Genomic DNA, 24754 nt, shown 5'->3' with positions numbered 1-24754 from the left:
CGTGACCCGTGCTGCATTCTGATCTGGTGTACTCGATGAATGGGACACAAGATGTTGTGATCGCTCGCGGGAGACAACACTAACCCTGCGGTGATCGCTTGTAAAGCGTCCAAATGGCCGAGGTCCGCCGGAGGCCGCGCAGGGGACTGAAACCGCGCAAAAAAGCGCCGCCGGACGCGGCCTGCGACGCTTTGTCGGGCGACTTGAGAAACTCCGGCGGGGCTCGCACAGTCCAAGGTCGGAGGGCGCGCTGCGCCCGGTACCGATCCACCCCAAGGAGATGACCATGCAAGCAGCCGCACCGGCGCGCCGCTCATCCACCCTTCTCGCCCTGTGTCTGGGCCTCGTCTCGCTGTTTTCGGCGCTGCCCGCCAGTGCCGCGCTGCCGACCGCCGTCGACGGTCGGCCGGTGCCGTCGCTGGCGCCGATGCTCAAGCAGGTGACGCCGGCCGTGGTGAACATTTCCTCCAAGACCCTGGTGCGCGAGCGCAACCCGTTCTTCAACGATCCGGTGCTGCGCCAGTTCTTCGGCAGCCCGCCGCCGCGCGAGCGCGTCGAGCAGAGTCTGGGTTCGGGCGTGATCGTCGATGCCGCCAAGGGCTACGTGCTGACCAACAACCACGTCATCGCCGGCGCCGACGACATCACCGTGACGCTGAAGGACGGCCGCGACTTCAAGGCCAAGCTGGTCGGCGCCGACCCGGACACCGACATCGCGGTGCTGAAGATTCCCGCCGATCAACTGCAGGAGCTGCCGCTGGCCGATTCGTCGAAGACCCAGGTCGGCGACTTCGTGGTCGCGGTGGGCGATCCGTTCGGCCTCGGCCAGACCGTGACCTCGGGCATCGTCTCGGCGCTCGGCCGCAGCGGTCTGGGCGACACCTACCAGAATTTCATCCAGACCGACGCCTCGATCAATCCGGGCAATTCCGGCGGTCCGCTGGTCAACCTCAACGGTGAGCTGATCGGCATCAACTCGATGATCTACTCGCCGTCCGGCGCCAGCGCCGGCATCGGCTTCGCCATTCCCGCCAACCTCGCGCACGAGGTGATGGAGCAGTTGCTGAAATACGGCAAGGTGCGCCGCGGCAGCCTCGGGCTGTCGGTGCAGGCGGTCAACGACCGCATGGCCGACGCCATGCATCTGGATCGCGCGCAGGGCGCGGTGGTGACGCGTGTGCAGCCCGGCTCGCCGGCGGACAAGGCCGGCGTGCAGGTCGGCGACGTGCTGACCGCGATCAACGGCCGCCCCGTGCGCGGACCGCATGACCTGGACAACAGCGAGGGCCTGCTGCCGGTCGGCAGCAAGGTCGACCTGACGCTGCTGCGCGACGGCCGCACGCTGCAGGTGCATTCGCGCATCGAACCGGAGCAGGTCGCGCACGCCGACGGCGCCGACGTCGATCCGCGCCTGAGCGGCGCGCGTCTCAGTGGTCTGACCCGTAGCCAGCGCCATCAGGGCCTGTACGGTGCGCGCGTCGACAGCCTGACGCCGGGCAGCCGCGCGGCACAGAGCGGATTGCAGAAAGGCGACGTCATCATCGCCATCAACCGCCAGCGCATCGCCACGCTGCGGCAAATGCGGCAGTTGCTGAACGAGTTCCACCCGTCGCAGCTGGTGCTGACGGTGGTCAGCGGCAACCGGCTGCGTTTTGTGATGCTGCGCTGAATTCGCGCACCCGCCGCGAGCGGGAATGAACGCAACGTGACGCGCTAGACATGCGGGATACAGCCTCGGGCCCCATAATCGAGGCTGCATCCTTCCGAACTGTCCGTCCCGTATGAAGATCCGACTTCGCTTTATCGCCGCGTTCGCCTTGCTTTCCGTCGGCGGTGCCGCCGTGGCCCACGGCGGTCGCGCACCGGCCGGTCAACCGCTGACCTGGCGCGGCGACGTCACCACTGCCCGCGCCTTCGTCGACGACATGGCCTCGGCTTGGCGGCACAGCGGTCACGCGCGCGTCACGCTGGAGCCGTTCAACACCATCTCGGCGCTGGATCAGCTCAGCCAGGGACAGGTCGACATCGCCGGCACCGCGCGCGGCGTGGCGCCGCGCCGTCCGGAAGAGAAGGGCCTGCAGTTCACGCCGGTGGCGTGGGACGCGCTGGTCATCATCACCAACCACCGCAACCCGGTGCGCGGCCTGACGCTGAAGCAGCTGCACGACATCTACTTCGGCAAGATCCGCAACTGGAACCAGGTCGGCGGCCGCAACGCGCCGATCAACGTCTACGCCGTGGCCAGCCCGAGCGACGGCGTCGAGTTCAGCCTGCGCCGCCTGCTGTACGGACGCGGCAACCAGCCGGTCGCGGCGCCGCGCCTGTACATCAACGTCCAGAGCCTGGAGAAAGGTATCGCGCTGGATCCGGACGGCCTCGGCGTGAGCACGCTGTCGGGCGTGCACGGCAATCCGAAGCTGAAGATGCTGGCCATCGACGGCGTCTCGCCCAGCACCGCGCATGTGGCCGACGGCAGCTATGCGCTGTACTCGCCGCTGTATCTGGTCACGCGCAGCGACGAGCACAACGCCAGCGCGCAGGCTTTCATCGACTTCACCGCCAGCGCCACCGGCAAGCGCATCCTGCGCAAGCACGGGCTGGTGCCGTACACCGACGGGCCTTCGCTGGCGCAGGGCGACGACGAGCGCATGGCGCGCATCGCCGACGCCGTCGGTCGCGTGATCCACAACGGCCCGACCGCCGCGCCGCGCGCGACCTATACCTCGCGCACCGCCATCGCGCCGACCTCGCCGCTGACCCGCGCCGCACGCGACCGCATGCTGGACAAGCAGGAACGCGAACAGGACAACCGCAAGGCGGCCAAACGCTCCAACGCGGCCAACGCCGCCGCCACCGCCAAGGCCAACGACACGCAGGGCTGATCTCCCCGATCGCACCGCCCAGCGGCGCCCGGCCCACAAGCCGGGCGTCTTTTTTTGCCCGCGCCGCCGGTGCATGCGCATGCGGGCACCCGGTATGCTTGTCGCTTCGCATACGGCAACACGCAAAGGAGTCGGCGCATGAGCGGATTGATCGAATACCGGGGGAAGGGCGCGGTGACGCCCATCGAGGCCGTCGACCGCAAACACATCGCCGCCTGCCGCCGTCGACTCGGCGCGGCGGCGCGGCGCTGGCTGGACGCCTCCGGCTTTGAGCCGGCGCGCGGCAACGTCGCCCTGATTCCCGACGACAAGCAGGGGCTGGCGCGCGTGCTGGTCGGCGTCGACGCGCAACAGCCGCTGACCGCGCTGGCCGGCCTGCCACAGCAACTGCCCGCCGGCCGCTATCGGCTGGCCGAGGAAAGTGTCGCGCTCGATCCGCAGCTGGCGGCGCTGGGCTGGGCGCTGGGCGCGTATCGCTTCGACCGCTACCGCAAGCAGGCGCCGGTGCCAGCGCAACTGGTGGTCTCGCGTGCCGAGTTGAGCGCGCTCAAGCCGCAGATCGAGGCCGTCGGCATGGTGCGCGATCTGGTCAACACGCCGACCGAGGACATGGGTCCGGCGGACATCGCGCAGACCATCAAGGATCTCGCCCGCGCACACCGCGCACGCGTCAAGGAGTGGGTCGGCGATGCCCTGCTGAAGGACAACTTCCCCACCATCCACGCCGTCGGCCGGGCCAGCCACCGGCCGCCGCGCCTGGTCGAGATGACCTGGGGCAAGGCCACCGATCCGAAGCTGGTGCTGGTCGGCAAGGGCGTGTGCTTCGACACCGGCGGTCTGGACCTGAAGCCATCGTCCGGCATGCGCTGGATGAAGAAGGACATGGGCGGCTCCGCGCACGCCATCGCCCTGGCCAGTCTGGTGATGCACGCCAAGCTGCCGGTGCGGCTGACGCTGCTGATCCCGACCGTGGAGAACGCGGTGTCCGGCAACGCCCTGCGTCCGGGCGACGTGGTGCGCACGCGCGCCGGTCACACCGTCGAGATCGACAACACCGACGCCGAGGGCCGTCTGATCCTGTGCGACGCGCTGGCCTACGCCGGCGAGCAGGAGCCGGACCTGATCGTCGACTTCGCCACCCTGACCGGCGCCGCGCGCGTGGCGCTGGGCCCCGACCTGCCCGCGCTGTTCGCCAACCGCGAATCGCTGGCCTCGGGTGTTCTGGAAGCGGCCGAGGCCGTGCACGACCCGATGTGGCGTCTGCCACTGTGGCGGCCTTATCACGCCATGCTCGGTTCGTACCTGGCCGATTTCGCCAACGCCGGCAGCTCGCGCCACGCCGGCGCCATCACCGCCGCGTTGTACCTGGAACGCTTCGTGCCCGAGGCCACGCCGTGGATGCATGTCGACGTGTACGCCTGGAACGACAGCCCCCGGCCGGGCCGCCCGCGCGGCGGCGAGGCGCAGAGCCTGCGCGCCTTCTTCGCCTTCCTGCAGAAGCGTTACGGCCTGCGCCGCTCCGGCGCCGGCACGCGCCGCCGCAAGCGCAAGACCGACTGAGCGGCGACCTTCGTTCCGGCATCGGCCGCATCGCGACCTGCGCGCTCGCGCGCGTCGCGCGGACGGGCGCATACTTCGTAGCCACGGGCATGGGGTATCTGCCGCCCGGCATCCGCGCTGAGGAGGTCCGCAATGAAGAATGGGTACGCACTGTTTTCAGGCACGCTCTTCGCACTGGTCGCGCTGCTGCAGGCCGTTCGGGCCATCCAGGGCTGGAGCGTGCAGATCGGCCAGGTGCACATCCCGGTGTGGTTCTCGTGGATCGCCGTGGCCGTCGCCGGCGGCATGAGCGTGTGGGCGTGGCGCAGCCGCTGAGACGTTGTTCGCAGGCAGACACATGCGGGCCGGACATGGTCGGATGACGGACTTGCGCAGGCCTGCGCTCGGCACTACCGTCGAGCTCCCCTGACCGCTCCGGGCAACGCCATGATCCGGTCCCTGCTGTTCCTGCTGGTCGCATCGGCCACGTTCGTCGCGCCGCTCCGGGCGCGCCCGGCTCCGGCGTCGCCGACCGCCCAGTCACCCGCCGTCTGCACGGCCGCGTGGTATCGCTGGGTCGACCGTCACGTACGCACCGCCGACGCCGACGGGCACGGCCCCGATGTCGGGTCGTCGGAATGGAAGTCCAGCGTCGAATTCCGTCTCGGCCTGCGCGGCCAGGCGCAGCTGCCCGAGCGCGACAGCCCGGCCTGGTGCCGTTTCATCGACGCGCGGGTGCGCGCCCGCATCGCGCACGCCCAGCCCATGCCTGCCGCGCCCGCACCGACGGACCGGCCCTCGTTCGCCTGTGACAAGGCCGCCGCGGGCAGCACCGAGGCGCTGATCTGCGGCGATCCCGCCCTCGCCGCGATGGACCGCGAACTGGCGCGCGTCTATGCCGCTGCCGCGGACAAGGCCGATGCGCGCATGCGCCCGCAGCTGCGCGCCGAACAGCGCGGCTGGATCAAGGGCCGCGACGATTGCTGGAAAAGCGAGGACCGTCCGGCCTGCGTGCGCAGCGCCTACCAGCAACGCATCGCCGAACTGCAGGCGCGCTACCGGCTGGTCGCGTCGCAGGGTCCGCAGTTCTTCACCTGCAACGGCCGCCGTGCGGACGAAGTCGTGCTGACCTTCTTCGCCACCCGGCCGCGTACGCTGATCGCCGAACGCGGCGACCGCAGCTCGCTGATGTATGCCGCGTCGCCCACCCTCTATCAGGGACGCAACGAGCGCATCGCGCTGCGCGGCAACCGGCTCACGCTGGTCTGGGGCCACGCTGCCGCGCCGATGCAGTGCATCCGCGCATCGCGCTGACCCGACGCCCATTCCACCATCACACCCAAGCGTTCGAGGCACTCGTCATGACCGGCACCGTCCAGCTTCATCGCATCCTGCGCGCTCCGCCGGAGCGCGTCTACCGTGCCTTTCTCGAACCCGAAGCCATCTCCAAGTGGCTACCGCCGCACGGCTTCACCTGCCGCGTGGATCACCTCGACGCGCGCGTCGGCGGCACCTACCGCATGCGCTTTTGCAACTTCGGCAGCGGCAAGGAACACGCATTCGGCGGCACCTACGTCGAACTGGCGCCGAACGAACGCATCCGCTACACCGATGCCTTCGAGGACGCCGATCTCCCCGGCGAGATGAGCACCGACATCACGCTGCGCGGAACCCCTTTCGGCACCGAGTTGCAGATCCTGCAGGAAGGCGTGCCCGAGGCGATTCCGGTCGAGGCCTGCTACCTGGGCTGGCAGGAATCGCTGACGCTGCTGGCGCACCTGGTCGAACCGGAGATTCCGGACTGACGCCGCGGACGTCCGCTACACTCGTGCACACGCCGTCACCGCCACGACACGCCATGAGCGCCATCGCTTTCACGCGCGAAGAAAAGGACCGCATGGTCGGCCGCATCAAGCAGTACTTCGCCGAACAGCTGGACCAGGAGATCGGCCAGTTCGACGCCGAATTCCTGCTCGACTTCTTCGCCGAGGACCTCGGCGCATACTTCTACAACCGCGGCCTCTACGATGCGCAGGCCGCCCTGTCGGCGCGCATCGACGACGTACAGGACGCCATCGGCCAGCTGGAGCGGCCGACCGAATACCGGACATAACGCGCACAGAAGCTGCCAACCATTCGGCCAAAGGAGGGCCCGCCCCATGTCCACACACCTTTTCCTCGTCGTTGCGTTCGCATTGCTCGTGCTGGGCGCGCTGGTAGTTCTCAAGCAGGCGGCAGGTGGCGGGTCGGTCGGTCTGCCCTATCGCGCCCGCAAGCAGCTTTTTTCCGCCGCCGAACGCTCCTTTCTCGGCGTGCTGGATACCGCCGTGGGTCCTGAGTATCGCGTGTTCGGCAAGGTGCGCATCGCCGATATCGCCACCGTGCGCAGCGGGCTTGGCGCATCGGCGCGACGAGCCGCGTTGAACCGCATTGCGTTCAAGCATGTCGATTTCGTGGTGTGCCGCGCGGACGACCTGTCCGTGGTCTGCGCCGTGGAGCTCGATGACGCGTCGCATCGCGGCGCACGCGCGCGCCGCCGCGATGCATTCGTCGCCGACGTATGTCGCGTCATCGGGCTGCCGCTGCTTCAGGTGCCCGCCAGATCGGGCTATGCCATGCACGCCCTGCGTGAAGGCTTCCTCGACTGCATCGCTCCGCAAGCGACGCTGCACGCAACCGCCCCGGCCGCCCGTCGCGGCTAGACGGACGACCGGGATTCGCGTTCGGACGCCGCCATGCGCGATCATAGTCGCGGACGGCGACGCTGCTCGCCCGCATCACGCTTCCGGATTCATCCATGTCCCTGCCCGAAACTTCCGCCGCGCCGGCGCACGACGCGGAACGCCACGGCGTTTCCGCCGGTCTGACCTTCCTGCTCGCCACGGCCTGCGGACTGCTGGTCGCGAACCTATACTACGCGCAGCCGCTGGTCGGCCCGATCCACCGCGCGCTCGGCCTGTCCGCCGAAGCCGCCGGCCTGATCGTGACGCTGACCCAGGCCGGCTACGGCCTCGGGCTGCTGCTGATCGTGCCGCTCGGCGACCGGCTGGAGAATCGGCGTCTGGTGGTCAGCCTGGTGCTGCTGTGCGCGCTGGCCTCGCTGGCCGCGGCCTTCGCGCAAGGGCCGGACACCTACCTTGCCGCGGCGATGACCATCGGCATCTGCGCCGTCGGCGCGCAGGTGCTGGTGCCGTACGCAGCGCATCTGGCGCCCGAGCAGCGCCGCGGCCAGGTCGTCGGCAACGTGGTCAGCGGCATCATGCTGGGCATCATGTTCGCGCGGCCGCTGGCGAGCTTTCTCACCGACGCCTTCGGCTGGCGCGCGGTGTTCTTCCTGGCGACCGCGTTGATGGTGCTGTTGGCGCTGGTGCTGCGCCTGCGCATGCCGCCGCGACACGCGCACGAACAGACCCTGAGCTACGGCGCATTGCTGGCGTCGCTGCCGGGACTGATGCGCGACACGCCGATTCTGCGCCGCCGCGCGCTGTATCACGCCGGCCTGTTCGGCGCCTTCAGCCTGTTCTGGACCGCGGTGCCGCTGCAGCTGGCCGACGTGTTCGGCCTGTCGCAGAACGGCATCGCGCTGTTCGCCCTGATCGGCGTCGCCGGTGCGGTATCGGCGCCGATTGCCGGGCGCGTCGCCGACCGCGGATGGAGTCACGGCGCGACGGCACTGGCCATCGTCGGCGTGCTGCTGGCGCTGGCGCTGTCCTATCTCGGCCATGTCGCCGGTTCGCTGCGCCTGGTCGCGCTGGCCGCGTCCGGCGTGCTGCTCGATTTCAGCGTCACCGCCAACCTGGTGCTCGGCCAGCGCGCCATCTACAGCCTCGGCGCGGCCGAACGCGGCCGTCTCAACGGCCTGTTCATGGCGACCTTCTTCGCCGGCGGCGCGATCGGTTCGGCGCTGGGCGGCTGGGCCTATGCACAGGGCGGCTGGCCGCTGACGCTGGGCGCGGGCGCGGGTCTCGCCGGACTTTCGCTGCTGTATTTCCTGACCGAGCGCAGACCGCGCTGAGCTCTCAGCGGTCCCGCGCCGGACGCGGCGCGCCCGGCCGATGCTGCGGATGCCGGTATTCGGGCACGCACAGCACGACCGCCGCCGCCAAGACAACGCAAGCCGGCACCGTCAGCAGCGCCAGGCGCAGATCGCCGCCGGCCAGGCTCGCCAGATAACCGACCAGCGGCTGGAACACCAGCGCGCCGCCGATGCCGATCATGTTGACGAAGGCGACCACGGTGCCGACGCGCCGGTTGTCCTGCCCCTCCTTCGCCATCACGAAGGTGAGCATCTGCAGGCCGCCGAAGAAACCGGCCGCAAACAGCAGCGCGGCGAGCTGCCAGTCGACCAGCCGCGGCAGATACAACGCGCACGCATAGGCCGCGCCCGTCAGCACCGCGCCGGCGAACACCAGGTACTTGCGGTGGCCGAGGCGGTCGGACAGCCAACCGCCGGCGACGCTGCCGCCGGCCATGCCCCAGAAGATCGCCGACACCACGGTTTCGGCGCGCACCGGCGTGAGGCCGCGATCACGGACCAGTTCGGTCACGCCCCACAGCCCGCCGTAGACATTGACCGGCATGTAGTACAGCAGACCGACCACGGCGATGCCCCAGGTGCGCGCATCGCCCAGCACCGCGCGCAGACTGTCGCGCACGTGGGTGGTCGCGCGGCCCGTCCTCGGCGCGGACGCGGGCGAACGCGGTTCGCGCAGGAACAGCGCGGCGAGCATGAAGATGCCAAAGCCGACCGCGGCCGTCGCCACGAATACGGCACGCCAGCCGACCCGGTCGATCAGACCGGACAGCGCCACGCCGCCAACCGCCGTGCCCAGCATGCCGATCGCATTGACGCTTCCCGACAGCAGCGCGAACCGTTCCGGCGCGAACCAGTGATTGACCAGCCACAGTGCCGAAACGAAGGCGAACGACGCGCCGAAGCCCATCAGCACGCGCCCCGCACCGCCGATCCACGCTTGGCCGGTCAGCGCGAAGATCAGCACGCCACCCGCGCACAGCAGGCTGCCGATCAGCACGAAACGCCGCGCGCCGTAGCGGTCCAGCAGCAGTCCGACCACGATCTGCATTGGCGCGTAGACCCAGAAGAACAGACTGGCCAGGGTGCCGAACGACGCATCGGACAGACCGTAGAAACGCTCGATCGCATCCGTGGCCAGACTCGGCTCGATGCGCACCACGAACTCGAACAGGAAGAACACCGCGGCGATGGCGAATGCGGTTCGTGCGGCCACGACAGGCGGCGGCCGCGAAGGTACAGACGACATGCGTGACCCTACGGCGCGCGATGGCGCTGCTTGTGCTTGTACAACGCCGCATCCGCGGCTTCGACCAGCGCCGTCGCATCGCGGCCGGCATCCGGCGCGGTAGCGACGCCGACGCTGACGCCGGGATAGGCCGGCTCGCGCACGGCCGCTTCGCCGACCGCCTGCACGATGCGTTGCGCAATGCGTTCCGCCTGCGCCTTGCCGGTGCGCGGCAGCAGGACGATGAATTCGTCGCCACCATAACGCCCGAGGTGATCGCCTTCGCGCAGCAAGCCGCGCACCTTGTCGACGACCCAGCACAGCGCGCGGTCGCCGGCGGCGTGGCCGAAGCGGTCGTTGATCGACTTGAAGCGATCCAGATCGAGCACCAGCAAACTGAACGGCTGGTGCGCACGCAAGCCGGCCTCCAGTTCCGCCGTCAGCAGCGCCAGCGTCGCGCGCCGATTCAGCGTGCCGGTCAGCGGATCCTCGGTCGCTTCGGTGACCAACGTCTGCCGCGTGGTTTCCCAACTCGCCGCCATGTCGTTGAAGCAGGCCGCCAACGCAGTCAGTTCGTCCTGCCCCTCGACCGGCACGCGCACGCCGGTACGTCCGTTGCCGATCTCTCGCGCGGCCTGCGCCAACTGCCGCATCGGCCGCACCAGCGAATACAGGAACGCGCCGGCCAGCACGATCGCCACCGTCAGCGTCAGCACCCAGCCCCACACCAGACCCACCAGTTGCCGGTGCCGCTGCGCGGCAGCCCGTTCGTAGCGCGCCTCGATCACCGCCGACAAATGCTGACGCGCCGTGGAGACATCCTGAATGGCGCGCTCCAGTTCCTGGCGCGTGTAGTCAGTACCGTCCTGCGGCACGACGGCGTGCACAGAGCGCACCTGCTCGACCAAGCGCTGCACCCCCGGCTTCGCGTGCATCCAGGCGAGATGGGCATCGTTCATCACGTCCTGCGGCAGATCCTGAGAGTACGTGCCCACGCGCAGGCTCGAGAAGCTCTTGTCGATGCTGTCCGTCAGTCCGGCGAAATCCGGCGCGGCCTGATGGGACTCCGCCAGCAACTCATCCACCAACGCGCGCTGCAGGTAATGCTCCAGCGTGGTCAGCGGCAGCAGGGTGTGCACGGATTCCTCGACCGAGGCCCGGAAGGCCTCTCCCTGCTCGTTGAGCACCGTCATGCTGACCGCGCTCAGGATCGCCAGCGGCAACAACAGCAGCGCGACGATCACCGCCACCCGCTGCCCGACCGACCACCTCCGCAAGTGACGTTCCAGTCTCATCGTTTCCGTCGAGTCCCTGCGCTGCCTCACTGCATGCACAACCATGATACCCGCTCGCGCTGCCCCTGCCGACCGGATACGCAGCCGCGCATGCCGTGGCCGGAAACGGCGCGTACGCGATCCACGACGCGGTCATGCTGTGCCGCACCTAAACCACGGAGATGTTCGCCATGACCTCATTCCGCCTCAGCGGCCTCGATCCCGCACCCTTCGCGCCCCTGTTCGCGCTGTCCGACGATGCGCTGGCGCAGCAGCACATCCTGCGTATGCGCGCGGACAGCCATCCGGGCTACCCCTGCCGTGTCAGCCTCGAAGACGCCTTCGAGGGCGACGTGTTGCTTCTGCTGCCCTTCGAGCACTTGCCCGAGGCTTCGCCCTACCGATCCTCCGGACCGATTTTCGTGCGCCAGGACGCGCCGCGCCGCGTACTCGCACCGGGCGAGGTTCCGCCCTACGTCACGCGTCGCACGATTTCGCTGCGCGTGTACGACGACGCACACCAGATGATCGCGGCGGACGTCGTCGACGGCCCCAGCGTCGGCGACGCGCTGCGGCACGCGTTCGTCGATCCGCACGCTGCCTACATCCACCTGCACAACGCCAAGCGCGGCTGCTTCTCGTGCCGCGCCGATCGTATCGCCTGATCCTCGAATCCGCGCAAGAAAAAAAGGGAAGGTCCGCGGACCTTCCCTTTTCGTTGTCTGCGCAGACGCCGACGTCAGTCGGTCGCGGAAGCCGACTTGCCGTGATACGGCAGCACTTCGGCCGCGAGCTTGGTATCGGACTGGATCAATCCGATCTCGTCGGCGACGATGTGCGCGGTCTCGTCGAGCATCACGTCGGTGGCCTTGTCGGCCTCCTTCTCCTGCTTGATCTGATCCTTGATGCTGCGCTCGCCCGGCGTCAGACCGTCGTCCAGCGTCACTTCCTCGGTGTCGCTGGAATCGCCGTTGATGGCCTTGTGGCGCTCGCGGAAGGCCTTCTGCACCGCCTCGACATGCTTGCGCTCGGCCATGCGCGTGTCGTAGTTCAGCGACACGGTGGTCTTGTCGCGGTTCTTGCGGTACTCGGCCAGCTCGTCGAGCATCAGCTTCCACGCCGGCAGCTTGGCGATGCGCTGCTCGTGCTTGTGTTCGAGCATCGGCACCAGCATTTTCAGATTGGCCACCGGCTTGTACTTGGCTGGCTGAATGTCGGTCCACGGCAGGGCGTTGTCGTAGGTCGACTCGCCGAACAGCTTCTCGTCGCCGTTCTTCGGATAGGCGATGTCCGGCGTCACGCCACGCAGCTGGGTCGAGCCGCCGTCGATGCGGAAGAACTTGGCGATGGTCATCTTCAGCTCGCCGTACTTCGGCTTCTTCTCGCCGTCGCCGAAGCGGTCCAGATCGACCAGGTTCTGCACCGTGCCCTTGCCGAAGGTCGGCTCGCCGATGACCAGACCGCGGCCGTAATCCTGAATCGCCGCGGCGAAAATCTCCGAAGCCGAAGCCGTGCCGCGATTGACCAGCACCGCCAGCGGACCGCTCCACACCATGCCCGGCTGGTCGTCGGTCTGTTCCTCGACGCTGCCGTTGCTGGAACGCACCTGCACCACCGGACCCTTGTTGATGAACAGGCCGGTCATGGCGGTGGCTTCGGACAGCGAACCGCCGCCGTTGTTGCGCAGGTCGACGACGATGCCGTCCACCTTGTCCTTCTTCAGTTCCTTGAGCAGCTTGGCGACGTCGCGCGAGGCGCTCTTGTAGTTCGGGTCGCCGTCGCGGCGCGCGCCGAAGTCCTCGTAGAACGACGGCAGCTCGATCACGCCGATGCGACGCGTCACGCCGTCGTCCTTGACCTGGATGATCTTCTTCTTGGCGGCCTGCTCCTGGATGGTGACCTTGTTGCGCACCAGGGTCACGATCTCGTGCTTGCCGTCCAGCCCGGTCTTGCTGGGGATGATCTCCAGACGCACGGTGGTGTTCTTCTTGCCGCGGATCTTGGAGACCACGTCATCCAGACGCCAGCCGATGACGTCCTGGATCGGACCGTCCTTGCCCTGGCCGACGCCGACGATGCGGTCGCCGACGTGCACCTGGTCGGACTTGGCCGCCGGGCCGCCCGGCACCACTTCGCGCACCATGGTGTATTCGTCGCTGGCCTGCAGCACCGCGCCGATGCCTTCCAGCGAGAGCTTCATGGCGATGTCGAAGTTCTGCGCCGCGCGCGGACCGAAGTAGTCGGTGTGCGGATCGGTGGTCTCGGCGTACGCGTTCATGAAGATCTGGAACGCGTCCTGCGAATCGAGCTGATCGAGACGGTCGATGTAGTTCTTGTAGCGCTTGTCCAGCGTCTTGCGGATGTCGGCGTCGTCCTTGCCGGCCAGCTTCAGGCGCAGCCAGTCGTTCTTGACGCGCTTGCGCCACAGATCGTTCAGGGCCTGCTCGTTGGGCGCCCAGCTGGCCTTGTCGCGATCGAAGTCGTAGCTTTCCTTCTTGCTGAAGTCGAAGCCCTTCTTCAGCAGGCTGCGCGCGTAGTCCAGACGCTGCGTGGCGCGCTGCACGTACAGGTTGAACATCGCGAACGGTCCGGACAGGTCCTGGTTCCAGATCGCGTCGTCCATGCCGTCGCGCAGGCTGGAGAAACGCTGGATGTCGGCCTGGGTGAAGTACAGCTTGTCGCCGTCGAGATCCTTGAGATACGCGTCGAAGATCTTCTCCGACATCGCATCGTCGAGCGGCTTGGCGTCGTACTGGAAGCGCGTCAGGAAGCGCGCCGACAGCGCCGCGGCCTGCGTCTCGGCCGTGGTCGGCTTGAGCGTCAGTGAGTCGGTCTTGGCGGGAACGTCGGCATGCGCCGCCACACCGGTGAGGGCGAGCAGCAGCGTGGCGAGAAGAAAACGCTTGATCATTCAGGCGACCTCGACAAAACCGGCGGCATGAGCCTGCTCGTCGGCGTGATAGGAAGAACGCACCAGCGGACCGGATGCGACATGGGTGAAGCCCATCTCCATGCCGGCCACGCGCAGGGCTTCAAACTCGTCCGGAGTCCAGTAGCGGACCACGGGATGATGATGGGCCGTCGGCTGCAGATACTGGCCGATGGTGACCATGTCCACGTCGTGCGCACGCAGGTCGCGCAGCGTGCCCAGCACCTGTTCCATGGTCTCACCCAGCCCCAGCATGATGCCGGACTTGGTCGGCACTTCGGGATGTGCGGCCTTGAACTTCTTCAGCAGGTCCAGCGACCACTGGTAGTCGGCGCCGGGACGCACCTCGCGGTACAGCTCCGGCACGGTTTCCAGATTGTGGTTGAACACGTCCGGGGTGTGCTCGGCGAGCGCTTCCAGCGCGCGCTCCATGCGGCCCTTGCCGCGGAAGTCCGGGGTCAGGATTTCGATCTGGATGTTCGGGCTGGCGTGACGCACCGCGCGGATGCACGAGGCAAAATGCGCCGCGCCGCCGTCGCGCAGGTCGTCGCGGTCGACCGAGGTGATGACCACGTAGCGCAGCTGCATGCTGGCGATGGTCTCGGCCAGGCGCGCCGGCTCCAGCGGATCGGGTGGCGCCGGACGGCCGTGGGCCACGTCGCAGAACGAGCAGCGCCGGGTGCACACCTCGCCCAGGATCATGAACGTCGCGGTGCCCTTGGAGAAGCACTCGTGGATGTTCGGGCACGAAGCTTCCTCGCACACCGTGACCAGGGCGTGTTCGCGCAGCTTGGCCTTGAGCTGCTGCACCGCATTGCCCTGCGGCAGGCGCACGCGAATCCAGGAGGGCTTGCGCAGCACCGGGCCATCGGTGTCGAAGCCGGCGCGGTTGCGGGCGATCTTGTCGCCAGCGACCTGCTTGTCGACCACCTGCAGGGGAATGCTCTTGTTGGAGGGCTGAAGTTCGCTCATGGCTCGTACTATGCGCAGACCGCGCCCTGACCCGGGAGTTCAGGGATATGCGGTTCGGAAATGTGGGATCGGAAGCCGAATTGACGGCAGATCTCGTCGATCAGCACGTCTTCGACCGCTTCCAGACCGGAGGGACCGCCCAAGTCTAGCACCTGCGTCACCTGCAAGCCCTTGTAGCCACAGGGATTGATGCGGTGGAACGGTTCCAGGTCCATGTTCACGTTGAAAGCCAGGCCGTGGAACGTGCAGCCGCGACGCACGCGCAGGCCCAGCGCGGCGACCTTGGCGCCGGCCACGTACACGCCGGGCGCGCCTTCGACGCGCTCGGCGACGATGTTCCAGTGCGCCAGCGTGTCGATGATGGCCTGCTCGATGCGGTTGACCAGTTCGCGCACGCCGACGCCGAGCCGACGCAGGTCGATCAGCGGGTAGGCCACGATCTGGCCGGGACCGTGGTAGGTCACCTGACCGCCGCGGTCGACGGGGACGACGGGGATATCGCCGGGCATGAGCACATGCTCCCATTTGCCGGCTTGCCCGAGCGTGAACACCGGGTCGTGCTCCAGCACCCACAGTTCGTCGGGCGTATCGGCGTCGCGCGCGTCGGTGAACGCGCTCATGGCCTTCCAGGTGGCTTCGTAGGGCTGGCGTCCGAGACGCCGGACGCGCAGCTCGCGCCCGTCTTCGGCGGGCGCGGTGCGGGTGGAAGCGATTGCAGTCATGCGCTATTCCTGGTGTCCGCGGCCTTCCGGTTCAAGGCCGCCGACCGGCTCAGAGGGTGTACCGGATGTCCGGATCCGCGCGCAGCGCGGCATGGGCCTCATCGTACTCCTCGCGGCGATCGCAATCGAAGTCGACGGTCACGGCCATGTAGTTGCCCTTGCTCGACGGCCGCGTCTTCATGCGGTCGATGTGCACGCGGCGACCGAGCTTGCGCAGAATCTCCGGCACCTTGCTCTCCAGCACCGCCTCGGCGTTGCCCATGGCGGTGATGGTGAAGGTGCCGGGGAACTGGAAGCCCTGTTCGGGCTGGTCCGGCTGGATGTCGTCGACGTCGCGCATCACTTGGCGTCTTTCTTGTCGCTGCTGCTGTGATGGAACCACAGCAGGATGGTATCCCACAGACGCGAGAAGAAGCCGCCTTCCGGCGCGTCCTGCAGCGCCACCAGCGGCTGCGTCAGCACGGTGTCGCCGTCCAGGGTGATGCGCAGGGTGCCGATCTGCTGGTCCTTCTTGAACGGCGCGATCAGCGGGTCGGGGATGTCCATGGTGGCCTTGAGCTTGTCGTACTCGCCGCGCTTGACGGTGACCAGCACCGGCTCGGCCACGCCGATCGGCAGTGTGTCGGCCTCGCCCTTCCACAGCCGCGGCGTCGCCAGCGCCTTGCCCGGCGTGTAGACCTGGTGCGTCTCGAAGAAGCGGAAGCCGTAGTTCAGCAGGGCCTGCGCGTCGTCGGCGCGGCCCTGCTCGCTGGTCGCGCCCATGACGATGGCGATCAGGCGCTGGTCGCCACGCTTGGCCGAGGCCGCCAGACAATAGCCGGCCGCCGAGGTGTGGCCGGTCTTGATGCCGTCGACCGACGGGTCGCGCCACAGCAGCGTGTTGCGGTTGTGCTGGGTGATGCCGTTCCACTGGAATTCCTTGACCGCCGAGATCGCGTAGTCGGCGGGGAAGTTGTGGATCAGCGCACGCGACAGCACGGCCACGTCGCGCGCCGTGGTGTAGTGATCGGGCACCGGATAGCCCGAGGCGTTGGAGTAGTGCGTGCCGGTCATGCCGAGCTGCTTGGCGTAGGCGTTCATCAGCGCGGCGAAGGCATCCTCGCTGCCGGCCACGTGCTCGGCCAGGGCGATGGCGGCGTCGTTGCCGGACTGGATGATCATGCCGTACAGCAGATCCTTCAGCGGCACTTCGGAATTGACCTTGAGGAAGCTGGTCGAGCCGTCGGTGCCCGCGCCGCCGGCCTGCCAGGCGTGCTTGGAGATGAACACCTTGTCGTTCATGTGAACCTTGCCGGCGGCGATCTCGGCCGAGACCACGTAGTCGGTCATGATCTTGGTGATCGAGGCCGGAATGACGCGCTCGTTCGGGTCCTTGCTGGCGATGATGCGGCCGGTGGCGTAGTCCATCAGCACCCAGGACTTGGCGTCGATGTCCGGCGGCGGCGGCACCGGCGCTTCCGGCACCACGGGTCGAGGCACCGTCGGCGCGGGCGGCGCCTGCTGGGCGAACGCGCCGCCGACCAGGCAGGCGGCGACCATCGCGAGGGTGGCCAGTACGGTGGTGCGGAAACGGAAGAACGTCATGGGTGCGATCCGATCGGTGATGGGCCAAGCGCACGGGGCGCATGCAATGCATAAGTACGGTGGAACGGTGACCGCGAGCTGGCACAAAAGCGGCCAGATCGTGGCGTGCAGCCCGCCATGACCGCCTAGTCTACCGCCACTTGCGGTGTCGGCAGACCCAAGGCGGTCACGCGGCGGGTCATGCGGTCGGCGGCGGACACGCTTTTCAGCGGTCCCAGCCGCACCCGACGCACGTCGCGTCCCTGCACGTTCAGGCGGGTGACCTGGACCGGCCCGAGGCCGGCCGCACGCAGGCGGCGCGCCACGCGTTCGGCGTTGTCGGGGTCGCCGAACGCGCCGACCTGCAGCCAGATGCCGGGGTGCGAACCGGCGCTTTCGACCACACCCGGCTTCGGCAGTTCCTGCGGATGTGCGGGATCGATCGCCTGCACCTCGACCAGCCCCGTGCCCTTGGGCCAGATGCCGATGCGCACGGCGGCGGCGTAGCTGAGGTCGATGATGCGATTGTCCACGAACGGACCGCGGTCGTTGACGCGCACGATCACGCTCTTGCCGTTCTCCAGGTTGGTCACGCGCGCCCAGGTCGGCAGCGGCAGCACCTTGCTGGCGGCGCTGAACTTGTACATGTCGTACTTCTCGAAGTTCGACGTCATGTAGCCGTGGAACTTGTTGCCGTACCAGCTGGCGATGCCGCGCTCGTCGTAGCCCTTGGCGCTCCTGAGTACGCGATAGGTCTTGCCGCGCACCACGTAGGGCGACTTGTTGCCGTAGCGCGAACGCGCCTCCGGCACCGGCGTGGGTTCGGTCAGCGTGGCGATGTAGGACGGCGGCTTGACCGGACCGCCATCGTCGGCGTCCTGATAGCGGCTGGACTGCGGCAGGCTGGTGTCGTCGACCGGCCCCGGCGCGCCCGGCAGGGCGTCGGCCACCGGCGGCGTGCCGCCCTTGACGGCAGGCGGTGCGTCGGGCCGCACGCGGTGTCCCGCGCAACCGGCCAGCAACAGCATCAGCATGGGTGTAAGAAGAAGTCCGCGCCTCACGGCGCGGCCTCGGCGGCCACCGGGTCCTTGACGCCGTCGGCGATGGCATCGGCGATCTGCCGCACCGCCATCGCGTACAGCGGACTGCGGTTGTAGCGGGTGATGACGTAGAAGTTGTCGAACGTGAACCAGTGCTGCGGGCCGTGCTCGCTCTGCAGGGTCAGCAGGTTCGCCGCGGTGTCGGGATCGAACCGCTGCACCGGCGCGTAGCCCAGCGCCTCGTACTGTTCGAGCGTGCGCCTGGGCGGCTTGGCCTGGTAGTCGACCGCGGTCGCGTCGGTCTGCGGCTGCGCCTGCGCGGCCACCTCGCCACCGGCCTTCCAGCCGTGCTGATGGAAATAGTTGGCGACGCTGGCGAGGATGTCCGGCAGCGAGCCGTGCAGGTCGATGTGGCCGTCATGATCGGCATCGACGGCGTAAGCCTTGATCGACGACGGCATGAACTGGCCCCAGCCCTGCGCGCCGGCGTAGGAGCCGGTCAGCGTGTCCAGCGGGCCGGCCAGCTTGCTGTCGGGCAGTTCCAGCAGCGTCTTCAGCTCCTTGCGGAAGAACTTCGCGCGCGGCGGGTAGTAGAACGCCAGCGTGACCAGCGCATCGAGCACCTTGTACTTGCCGGTGATGCGACCGTAGCGCGTCTCGACGCCGAGGATCGCCACCAGGTACTGCGGCGCCACGTCGTACTTCTTCGCGGTGGCGTCGATCAGCGCGCGGTGCTCGCGATAGAAGGCGATGCCGTCCTGGATGCGCTCGGGCGTGACGAAGATCGGTCGGTAGTCCTTCCACTCCTTGGATTCCGCCGGGCGACTGATCGCGTCGAGGATGCTCTGCTGCTTCTGCGCACTGTCCAGCAACGCCGTCAGCTTGGCCGGATCCTTGCCGGTATCGGCGGCGACTTCGCGCACCAGCGCGGCCTCGCCAGGATGGGTCTCGGCCTGGACCGCGGTCCAGGGCGCCAGCGCGGCGCAGATGGCAACAACGGCAACCAGACAACGAAGCATGGGCATGGGACGAACACGGGCGCGCATGAAAAAGTGTTGACAGCGTAGCAGTTTGCACGCGTTTTTCTAGCCGCGCGTGCACCTCCGCCAGGGGATCAGACCTTGGGCTTGCGGACCTTGCGCGGCGCCGCGGCCTTGCCGTGCGGCTTGCCTGCCGGCTTGCCCTTCTTCTTCGGCTTGGCCGAGGACGCGTGCGGGCGCTTGCCCGGCGCACGCGGACCGGACGCACCCTCCTGCGCCGCGTGCGCGCTGATCTGCAGCATGCGGCCGGCCACGCGCACCTTCTTCAGATGCGCGAGGATTTCCTTGGGCATGTCCGGCGGAAGATCGATCAGGCTGTGATCGCCCTGGATCGTCAGGCGGCCGATGAACTGGCTGTCCAAACCCGCCTCGTTGGCGATGGCGCCGATGATGTTGCCGGGCTTGATGCCGTGCGTGTGGCCGACTTCCAGGCGGTAGGTTTCCTTGCCGGCCTCGGTGACGTGCGCGCGTTCGTGACGCTTGGCGAACTTGTCCGGCTTACCGGACTTGTCGAACGCGCGCTTGCCCGGCGGGCCGCGGTCGTCCGGCGTGCCCTTGCGCGGCGCGCGCTCGATCAGGCTTTCCTTCAGCAGCAACGGCTTGTCGCCGTGCGCGATGCGCGCCAGCGCGGCGGCGACTTCCGAAGGCTGCATGCCGCGCTCGCTCTCGTAGCGCGCGACCAGGTCGCGGAACGGCTGCAGGTCGTCGCTTTCCAGCGCGGTGTCGATGCGCTCCATGAAGCGCGTGATGCGGCGGTCGTTGACCACCTCGACGCCGGGCAGATGCATCTGCTCGATCGGCTGACGCGTGGCGCGTTCGATGGCGCGCAGCATGCCCTTCTCGCGCGGGGTGACGAACAGGATCGCCTCGCCGCTGCGACCGGCGCGGCCGGTGCGGCCGATGCGGTGCACGTAGGACTCGGTGTCGTACGGAATGTCGTAGTTCAGCACGTGGCTGATGCGCTCGACGTCCAGGCCGCGCGCGGCGACGTCGGTGGCGACCAGGATGTCGAGCTGACCGTCCTTGAGCTGTCCGATCACGCGCTCGCGCTGCGGCTGGGCGATGTCGCCGTTGATGGCAGCGGCGGCGAAACCGCGCGCCTGCAGCTTGGTCGCCAGTTCCTCGGTGGCCTGCTTGGTGCGCGCGAACACGATCATCGCGTCGAACGGCTCGGCCTCGAGAATGCGCGTGAGCGCGTCGAGCTTGTGCACGCCGCTGACCCACCAGTAGCGCTGGCGGATGTTGGTGGCGGTGGTGGTCTTGGCGGCGATCGCCACCTCGACCGGATCGCTCAGATGCGTCTGCGCGATGCGCTTGATCGGCGCCGGCATGGTGGCCGAGAACAGCGCCACCTGACGGTTCTTCGGCGTCGCCGTGAGCACGGCCTCGACGTCCTCGGCGAAGCCCATCTTCAGCATCTCGTCGGCTTCGTCGAGCACCAGGAAGCGCAGCGCGGAAAGATCCAGCGTCTTCTTCTTCAGATGATCGACCACGCGCCCCGGCGTGCCGACCACGACATGCACGCCGCGGCGCAGGCCCTGCAGCTGCGGGCCGTAGCCCTGCCCGCCGTAGATCGGCAGCACGCGGAAACCGGGGATGTGCGCGGCGTAGCGCTGGAAGGCCTCGGCGACCTGGATCGCCAGCTCGCGCGTCGGCGCCAGCACCAGCGCCTGCGGCTTGCCGGCCGCCGCATCGAGGCGCGAAAGAATCGGCAGCGCGAAGGCGGCGGTCTTGCCGGTGCCGGTCTGCGCCTGGCCGAGTACGTCGCGGCCGTCCAGCAGCGGCGGAATCGTCGCCGCCTGGATCGGCGACGGCGACTCGTAGCCGACGTCGGCCAGCACCTGCTGCACCGCGGGCGCCAGCGCAAGCGCGGCGAAGCTCGGCCCGTCCTTGGCGGCGGGAGCGGAATCGGAAACGGGGGATGTCATGGGAACCTCGAGGGGTAACGCGCGACGATTCGCCGCGCGCGATGCCGCATTCTAGCAGTCCCGGACACGTCCCGACATCCGCCCGCGCGTCAGGCGAGCTGCTGGAGCAGCGCCTGCGCCGTCGCCGCCGAGGACGCCGGATTCTGCCCGGTGACCAGACGACCGTCGACCTGCACGAAACTGGACCAGTCGTCGCCCTTGGCGTACTTGCCGCCCAGGCGCGCCAGCTCGTCCTCGACCAGGAACGGCACGACGTCGGTGAGGCCAACCGCCGCTTCCTCACTGTTGCTGAAACCGGTGACGTCGCGGCCGTCGACCAGCGGCTTGTCGCCGTCGTGCACGTGACGCAGCACGCCGGGCGCATGGCATACCGCACCGACCGGCTTGCCGGCGCGCCAGAAGGTCTCGATCAGGTCGATCGACGTGCGATCCTCAGCCAGGTCCCACAGCGGGCCGTGGCCGCCGGGATAGAACACCGCGTCGTAGGCGCTGGCGTCGAGATCGCTCAGCTTGCGCGTGTTCGCCAGCGCCTGCTGCGCGTCGGCGTCGTCCTTGAAGCGGCGGGTGGAGTCGGTCTGCGAATCCTCGTCGTCGCTGCGCGGATCGAGCGGCGGCTGGCCGCCGGCCGGCGAGGCCAGCGTGACCTCCGCGCCGGCGTCCTTGAACACGTAGTACGGCGTGGCGAACTCCTCGAGCCAGAAGCCGGTCTTCTCGCCGGTGTCGCCGAGGCGGTCGTGGGACGTCAGGACCATCAGAATCTTCATGGGGAAACTCCTTGGGGAAAGCGTGGAAAAGGTAGAGGGCCGGATTCAGGCCGGCAGATCGTCCGGGCCGACGCGCACCGCGAGCTTGCCGAAATTGGCGCCGTGAAGCATGCCGATGAAGGCTTCGGGCGCGGCTTCCAGGCCATCGACCAGATCCTCGCGGTAATGCAGCTTGCCGGCCGCCAGCCACGGCTGCATCGCGGCGAGGAATTCGCCGTAGCGGTCGCCGTAGTCGTCGAAGATGATGAAGCCCTGCATGCGGATGCGCTTCTTCAGCAGCGTGCCGGTGAGCAGCGGCAGGCGATCCGGGCCGGGCGGTAGTTCGGTGGCGTTGTAGCTGGCGATCAGCCCGCACAGTGGAACGCGCGCCTTGCTGTTGAGCAGCGGCAGCACGGCGTCGAAGACCTTGCCGCCGACGTTCTCGAAATACACGTCGATGCCGTCCGGGCAGGCCGCCTTCAGCTGCTCGGCCAGGTCCGGCTGGCGGTGGTCGATGCAGGCGTCGAAGCCCAGCGTGCCAGTGACGTAGTCGCACTTCTCCTTGCCGCCGGCGATGCCGACCACGCGGCAGCCGAGCTGCTTGGCGACCTGCCCCACCACCGAGCCGACCGCGCCGGACGCGGCGGCCACGACGACGGTCTCGCCGGCCTTGGGCTGGCCGATGTCGGTCAGGCCCATGTAGGCGGTGAAACCGGGCATACCGAGGATGCCCAGCGCCCAGGACGGCGGCGCGCGTTTCGGGTCGAGCTTGAACAGGCCCTTGCCGTCGGAGAGTGCGTAGTCCTGCCAGCCACTGTAGGCCAGCACCCAGTCGCCTTCGGCATAGTCGGGATGCCTCGACTTCGCGACCCGGCAGACCGTGCCGCCGACCATCAGGCCATCCACCTCGACCGGCGCGGCGTACGACGGCGCATCGCTCATGCGTCCGCGCATGTACGGGTCCAGCGAAAGGAACACGGTACGCAACAGCACCTGACCCTCACCCGGTTCGGGGGCGGACCCGGTCTCGAGGCGGAAGTTGTCCGGCGTGGGCGCGCCCTTGGGACGCGAAGCCAACACGAAGCGGCGGTTGCGGTCGGAAGTCTGGGCCATCGGGCGCATCCTTGAACGTTCAGGGCGAGGCCTTCATGGATGCTGGCGCACGCACGCGAATTCAAGCGCCCCCGTTCAGGAAGCGGTCCGAAACTTCTGATCGAAAAAGAAAAACATGGCCCGCCGCGAGGTTTTGCTATATGCTTCGCGACGTCTTGCGGGTCGGACCTCCGACTTCCCTACGGATTTCCGCGACTGTCAGGTCTTCTGCACAGTCCGGCCCACGCCACTCGGCCCCATCCGCACGACCGGGCAGTCCGCCACAAAGGCGAGCATCCGCCACATTCCCTACTCGCAGCGCGGTTCACCGGGAACGCTCCGAGTCACCAAACCTGTCTTCACAGGTGGAGCTTTCATGCATTTTGAATCTCTCGGGCTTTCGCCCGCGTTGCTGCGCGCGCTTGCCGATCAGGGCTACAACGAGCCCACGCCGATCCAGGCCGCCGCCATCCCCGTCGTTCTGGAAGGCCGCGACCTGCTCGCCAGCGCCCAGACCGGCACCGGCAAGACCGCCGGCTTCTCGCTGCCGATGCTGGAGCGCCTGTTCCCGAACGGTCAGCGCCCCGTGCAGGGTCGCCCGCGCAAGCCGCGCGCGCTGATCCTCACGCCGACGCGCGAACTGGCGGCGCAGGTGCACGATTCCGTGCGCGACTACAGCAAGTTCCTGACCGTCTACAGCACCACCATCTTCGGCGGCGTCGGCATGGGCAACCAGATTCAGAATCTGCGCCGCGGCGTGGATATCGTGATCGCCACGCCCGGCCGCCTGATCGACCACATGCAACAGCGCCACATCGACCTGTCCGGCATCGAGATCCTGGTGCTAGACGAAGCCGACCGCATGCTCGATATGGGCTTCCTGCCCGCGCTCAAGCGCGTGATCTCGGCGATGCCGGCCAAGCGTCAGACACTGCTGTTCTCGGCCACCTTCGCGCCGGCGATCAAGGCGCTGGCGGCGCAGTTCATGCAGAACCCGCAGGAAATCGAAGTGGCGCGCGCCAACACCGTCGTCGCCACCGTCAGCCATCGCGTGCATCCGGTCGACGCCGAGCGCAAACGCGACCTGCTGCTGCACATCCTGGCCGAGGACAGCCGCCGCCAGACCCTGGTCTTCGCGCGCACCAAGCATGGCTCAGACAAGCTGTGCAAATACCTCAACGACTCCGGTCTGCGCAGCGCCGCGATCCACGGCAACAAGAGCCAGAACCAGCGCACCCGCGCCCTGGCCGACTTCAAGAGCGGCAAGATCCACGTGCTGGTGGCCACCGACATCGCCGCGCGCGGTCTGGACATCGAACAGCTGCCGATGGTCATCAACCACGACCTGCCGATGGTCGCCGAGGACTACGTGCACCGCATCGGTCGCACCGGTCGCGCCGGCGCCAGCGGACTGGCCGTATCGCTGGTCAGCCACGAGGAATCGGGACTGCTGCGCGACATCAAGATGCTGCTGAAGGACGAGATCGACATCGCGCCGATGGACGGCTACGAGCCATCCCATCCGCTGCGCATGGACGCCGGTGCGCCGAAGCCCAAGCAGGGCGGCCAGCGTCAGCGCTCGGGCGGCGGCGGCAATGCCTCGCGCCAGCGTCGTCCGCACACGCAGGAACGCAAGTCCGGCGGCAACGGCCAGGCGCATGCGCAGTCCAAGCGCCGCCAGCGCGGCGGTTCGCGCTCGCGCCGTTCACCGTCGTCCTGAGACACCCGAACCGTCGTTGCGGAGCGATGCGTGCGTCGCTCCGCAAGGC

At 68.2% G+C, this 24754-nt stretch carries 23 protein-coding genes; 11 read left to right on the top strand and 12 right to left on the bottom strand.

The window, feature by feature from the left end:
• Positions 1 to 286: 286 nt before the first annotated feature.
• The 9 genes from LF63_RS02595 to LF63_RS02555 all read left to right on the top strand — a co-directional run bounded on the left by LF63_RS02595 (position 287) and on the right by LF63_RS02555 (position 8436).
• On the top strand, positions 287 to 1669 hold the full coding sequence (locus LF63_RS02595; protein WP_043099428.1) for a DegQ family serine endoprotease: 1383 nt from the start codon (positions 287 to 289) through the stop codon (positions 1667 to 1669).
• Positions 1670 to 1781: 112 nt separating this feature from the next.
• Entirely contained in the window at positions 1782 to 2882 is a 1101-nt protein-coding gene (locus LF63_RS02590; RefSeq protein WP_052394600.1) for a substrate-binding domain-containing protein, read from the top strand.
• Between the two features lie 138 nt (positions 2883 to 3020).
• Positions 3021 to 4442, top strand: a complete 1422-nt coding sequence (locus LF63_RS02585; RefSeq protein ID WP_052394599.1) for a leucyl aminopeptidase family protein — start codon at positions 3021 to 3023, stop codon at positions 4440 to 4442.
• Between the two features lie 132 nt (positions 4443 to 4574).
• Positions 4575 to 4757 carry a hypothetical protein gene (locus LF63_RS02580; RefSeq protein ID WP_043099426.1) on the top strand — a complete coding sequence of 61 codons (183 nt, stop codon included), beginning with the start codon at positions 4575 to 4577 and terminating at the stop codon, positions 4755 to 4757.
• A 111-nt stretch (positions 4758 to 4868) separates the two neighbouring features.
• Entirely contained in the window at positions 4869 to 5735 is an 867-nt protein-coding gene (locus tag LF63_RS02575; RefSeq protein ID WP_043099424.1) for a lysozyme inhibitor LprI family protein, read from the top strand.
• 47 nt (positions 5736 to 5782) lie between these two features.
• Positions 5783 to 6226, top strand: coding sequence for an SRPBCC family protein (locus LF63_RS02570; RefSeq protein WP_043102982.1), 444 nt, complete (start codon positions 5783 to 5785; stop codon positions 6224 to 6226).
• Between the two features lie 53 nt (positions 6227 to 6279).
• The gene (locus LF63_RS02565) at positions 6280 to 6534 is read left to right on the top strand and encodes a DUF2164 domain-containing protein (RefSeq protein WP_043099422.1); all 255 of its coding nucleotides are present in this window, start codon (positions 6280 to 6282) and stop codon (positions 6532 to 6534) included.
• 88 nt (positions 6535 to 6622) lie between these two features.
• Positions 6623 to 7123 (top strand): DUF2726 domain-containing protein, encoded by a 501-nt coding sequence (locus tag LF63_RS02560; RefSeq protein WP_161782314.1) that lies wholly within the window; start codon positions 6623 to 6625, stop codon positions 7121 to 7123.
• 95 nt (positions 7124 to 7218) lie between these two features.
• Entirely contained in the window at positions 7219 to 8436 is a 1218-nt protein-coding gene (locus LF63_RS02555; RefSeq protein WP_043099421.1) for an MFS transporter, read from the top strand.
• 4 nt (positions 8437 to 8440) lie between these two features.
• On the opposite strand, the gene LF63_RS02550 is transcribed toward LF63_RS02555, so the two are convergent.
• A complete protein-coding gene (locus LF63_RS02550; RefSeq protein WP_043099419.1) occupies positions 8441 to 9670 on the bottom strand; it encodes an MFS transporter in 1230 nt (409 codons plus the stop codon).
• A gap of 41 nt (positions 9671 to 9711) precedes the next feature.
• Positions 9712 to 10977, bottom strand: coding sequence for a GGDEF domain-containing protein (locus LF63_RS16095; RefSeq protein ID WP_161782313.1), 1266 nt, complete (start codon positions 10975 to 10977; stop codon positions 9712 to 9714).
• 170 nt (positions 10978 to 11147) lie between these two features.
• Here LF63_RS16095 and LF63_RS02540 point away from each other — a divergent pair, with 170 nt between their 5' ends.
• Entirely contained in the window at positions 11148 to 11621 is a 474-nt protein-coding gene (locus LF63_RS02540) for a DUF1203 domain-containing protein (RefSeq protein WP_043102975.1), read from the top strand.
• Between the two features lie 74 nt (positions 11622 to 11695).
• On the opposite strand, the gene LF63_RS02535 is transcribed toward LF63_RS02540, so the two are convergent.
• The 10 genes from LF63_RS02535 to LF63_RS02490 all read right to left on the bottom strand — a co-directional run bounded on the left by LF63_RS02535 (position 11696) and on the right by LF63_RS02490 (position 23006).
• Complete coding sequence (locus LF63_RS02535) at positions 11696 to 13867, bottom strand: carboxy terminal-processing peptidase (RefSeq protein ID WP_043099415.1); 2172 nt, start codon at positions 13865 to 13867, stop codon at positions 11696 to 11698.
• Positions 13868 to 14857, bottom strand: a complete 990-nt coding sequence (lipA, locus tag LF63_RS02530; RefSeq protein ID WP_043099413.1) for a lipoyl synthase — start codon at positions 14855 to 14857, stop codon at positions 13868 to 13870.
• 8 nt (positions 14858 to 14865) lie between these two features.
• Entirely contained in the window at positions 14866 to 15579 is a 714-nt protein-coding gene (gene lipB / locus LF63_RS02525; RefSeq protein WP_043099411.1) for a lipoyl(octanoyl) transferase LipB, read from the bottom strand.
• A 49-nt stretch (positions 15580 to 15628) separates the two neighbouring features.
• A complete protein-coding gene (locus tag LF63_RS02520; protein WP_043099409.1) occupies positions 15629 to 15919 on the bottom strand; it encodes a DUF493 family protein in 291 nt (96 codons plus the stop codon).
• A complete protein-coding gene (locus tag LF63_RS02515; RefSeq protein ID WP_043099407.1) occupies positions 15919 to 17163 on the bottom strand; it encodes a D-alanyl-D-alanine carboxypeptidase family protein in 1245 nt (414 codons plus the stop codon). Before LF63_RS02515 ends, LF63_RS02520 begins: the two co-directional genes overlap by 1 nt.
• Positions 17164 to 17288: 125 nt before the next feature.
• A complete protein-coding gene (locus LF63_RS02510) occupies positions 17289 to 18176 on the bottom strand; it encodes a septal ring lytic transglycosylase RlpA family protein (RefSeq protein WP_052394595.1) in 888 nt (295 codons plus the stop codon).
• A 23-nt stretch (positions 18177 to 18199) separates the two neighbouring features.
• Positions 18200 to 19201 (bottom strand): lytic murein transglycosylase B, encoded by a 1002-nt coding sequence (gene mltB, locus LF63_RS02505; RefSeq protein ID WP_235205344.1) that lies wholly within the window; start codon positions 19199 to 19201, stop codon positions 18200 to 18202.
• Positions 19202 to 19296: 95 nt separating this feature from the next.
• Complete coding sequence (locus LF63_RS02500) at positions 19297 to 21150, bottom strand: DEAD/DEAH box helicase (protein WP_043099401.1); 1854 nt, start codon at positions 21148 to 21150, stop codon at positions 19297 to 19299.
• An 89-nt stretch (positions 21151 to 21239) separates the two neighbouring features.
• Entirely contained in the window at positions 21240 to 21914 is a 675-nt protein-coding gene (locus LF63_RS02495) for a type 1 glutamine amidotransferase domain-containing protein (RefSeq protein ID WP_043099399.1), read from the bottom strand.
• Between the two features lie 45 nt (positions 21915 to 21959).
• The gene (locus tag LF63_RS02490; protein ID WP_043099397.1) at positions 21960 to 23006 is read right to left on the bottom strand and encodes an NADP-dependent oxidoreductase; all 1047 of its coding nucleotides are present in this window, start codon (positions 23004 to 23006) and stop codon (positions 21960 to 21962) included.
• A gap of 355 nt (positions 23007 to 23361) precedes the next feature.
• On the opposite strand from LF63_RS02490, the gene LF63_RS02485 reads away from it, so the two are divergent.
• A complete protein-coding gene (locus tag LF63_RS02485) occupies positions 23362 to 24705 on the top strand; it encodes a DEAD/DEAH box helicase (RefSeq protein WP_043099396.1) in 1344 nt (447 codons plus the stop codon).
• Positions 24706 to 24754: the final 49 nt, after the last annotated feature.

Source organism: Oleiagrimonas soli (genome assembly GCF_000761445.1).
Lineage (GTDB): Bacteria > Pseudomonadota > Gammaproteobacteria > Xanthomonadales > Rhodanobacteraceae > Oleiagrimonas > Oleiagrimonas soli.
Note: the sequence above shows the minus strand (reverse complement) of the source record. Positions and strands in the feature narration are given on the sequence as shown.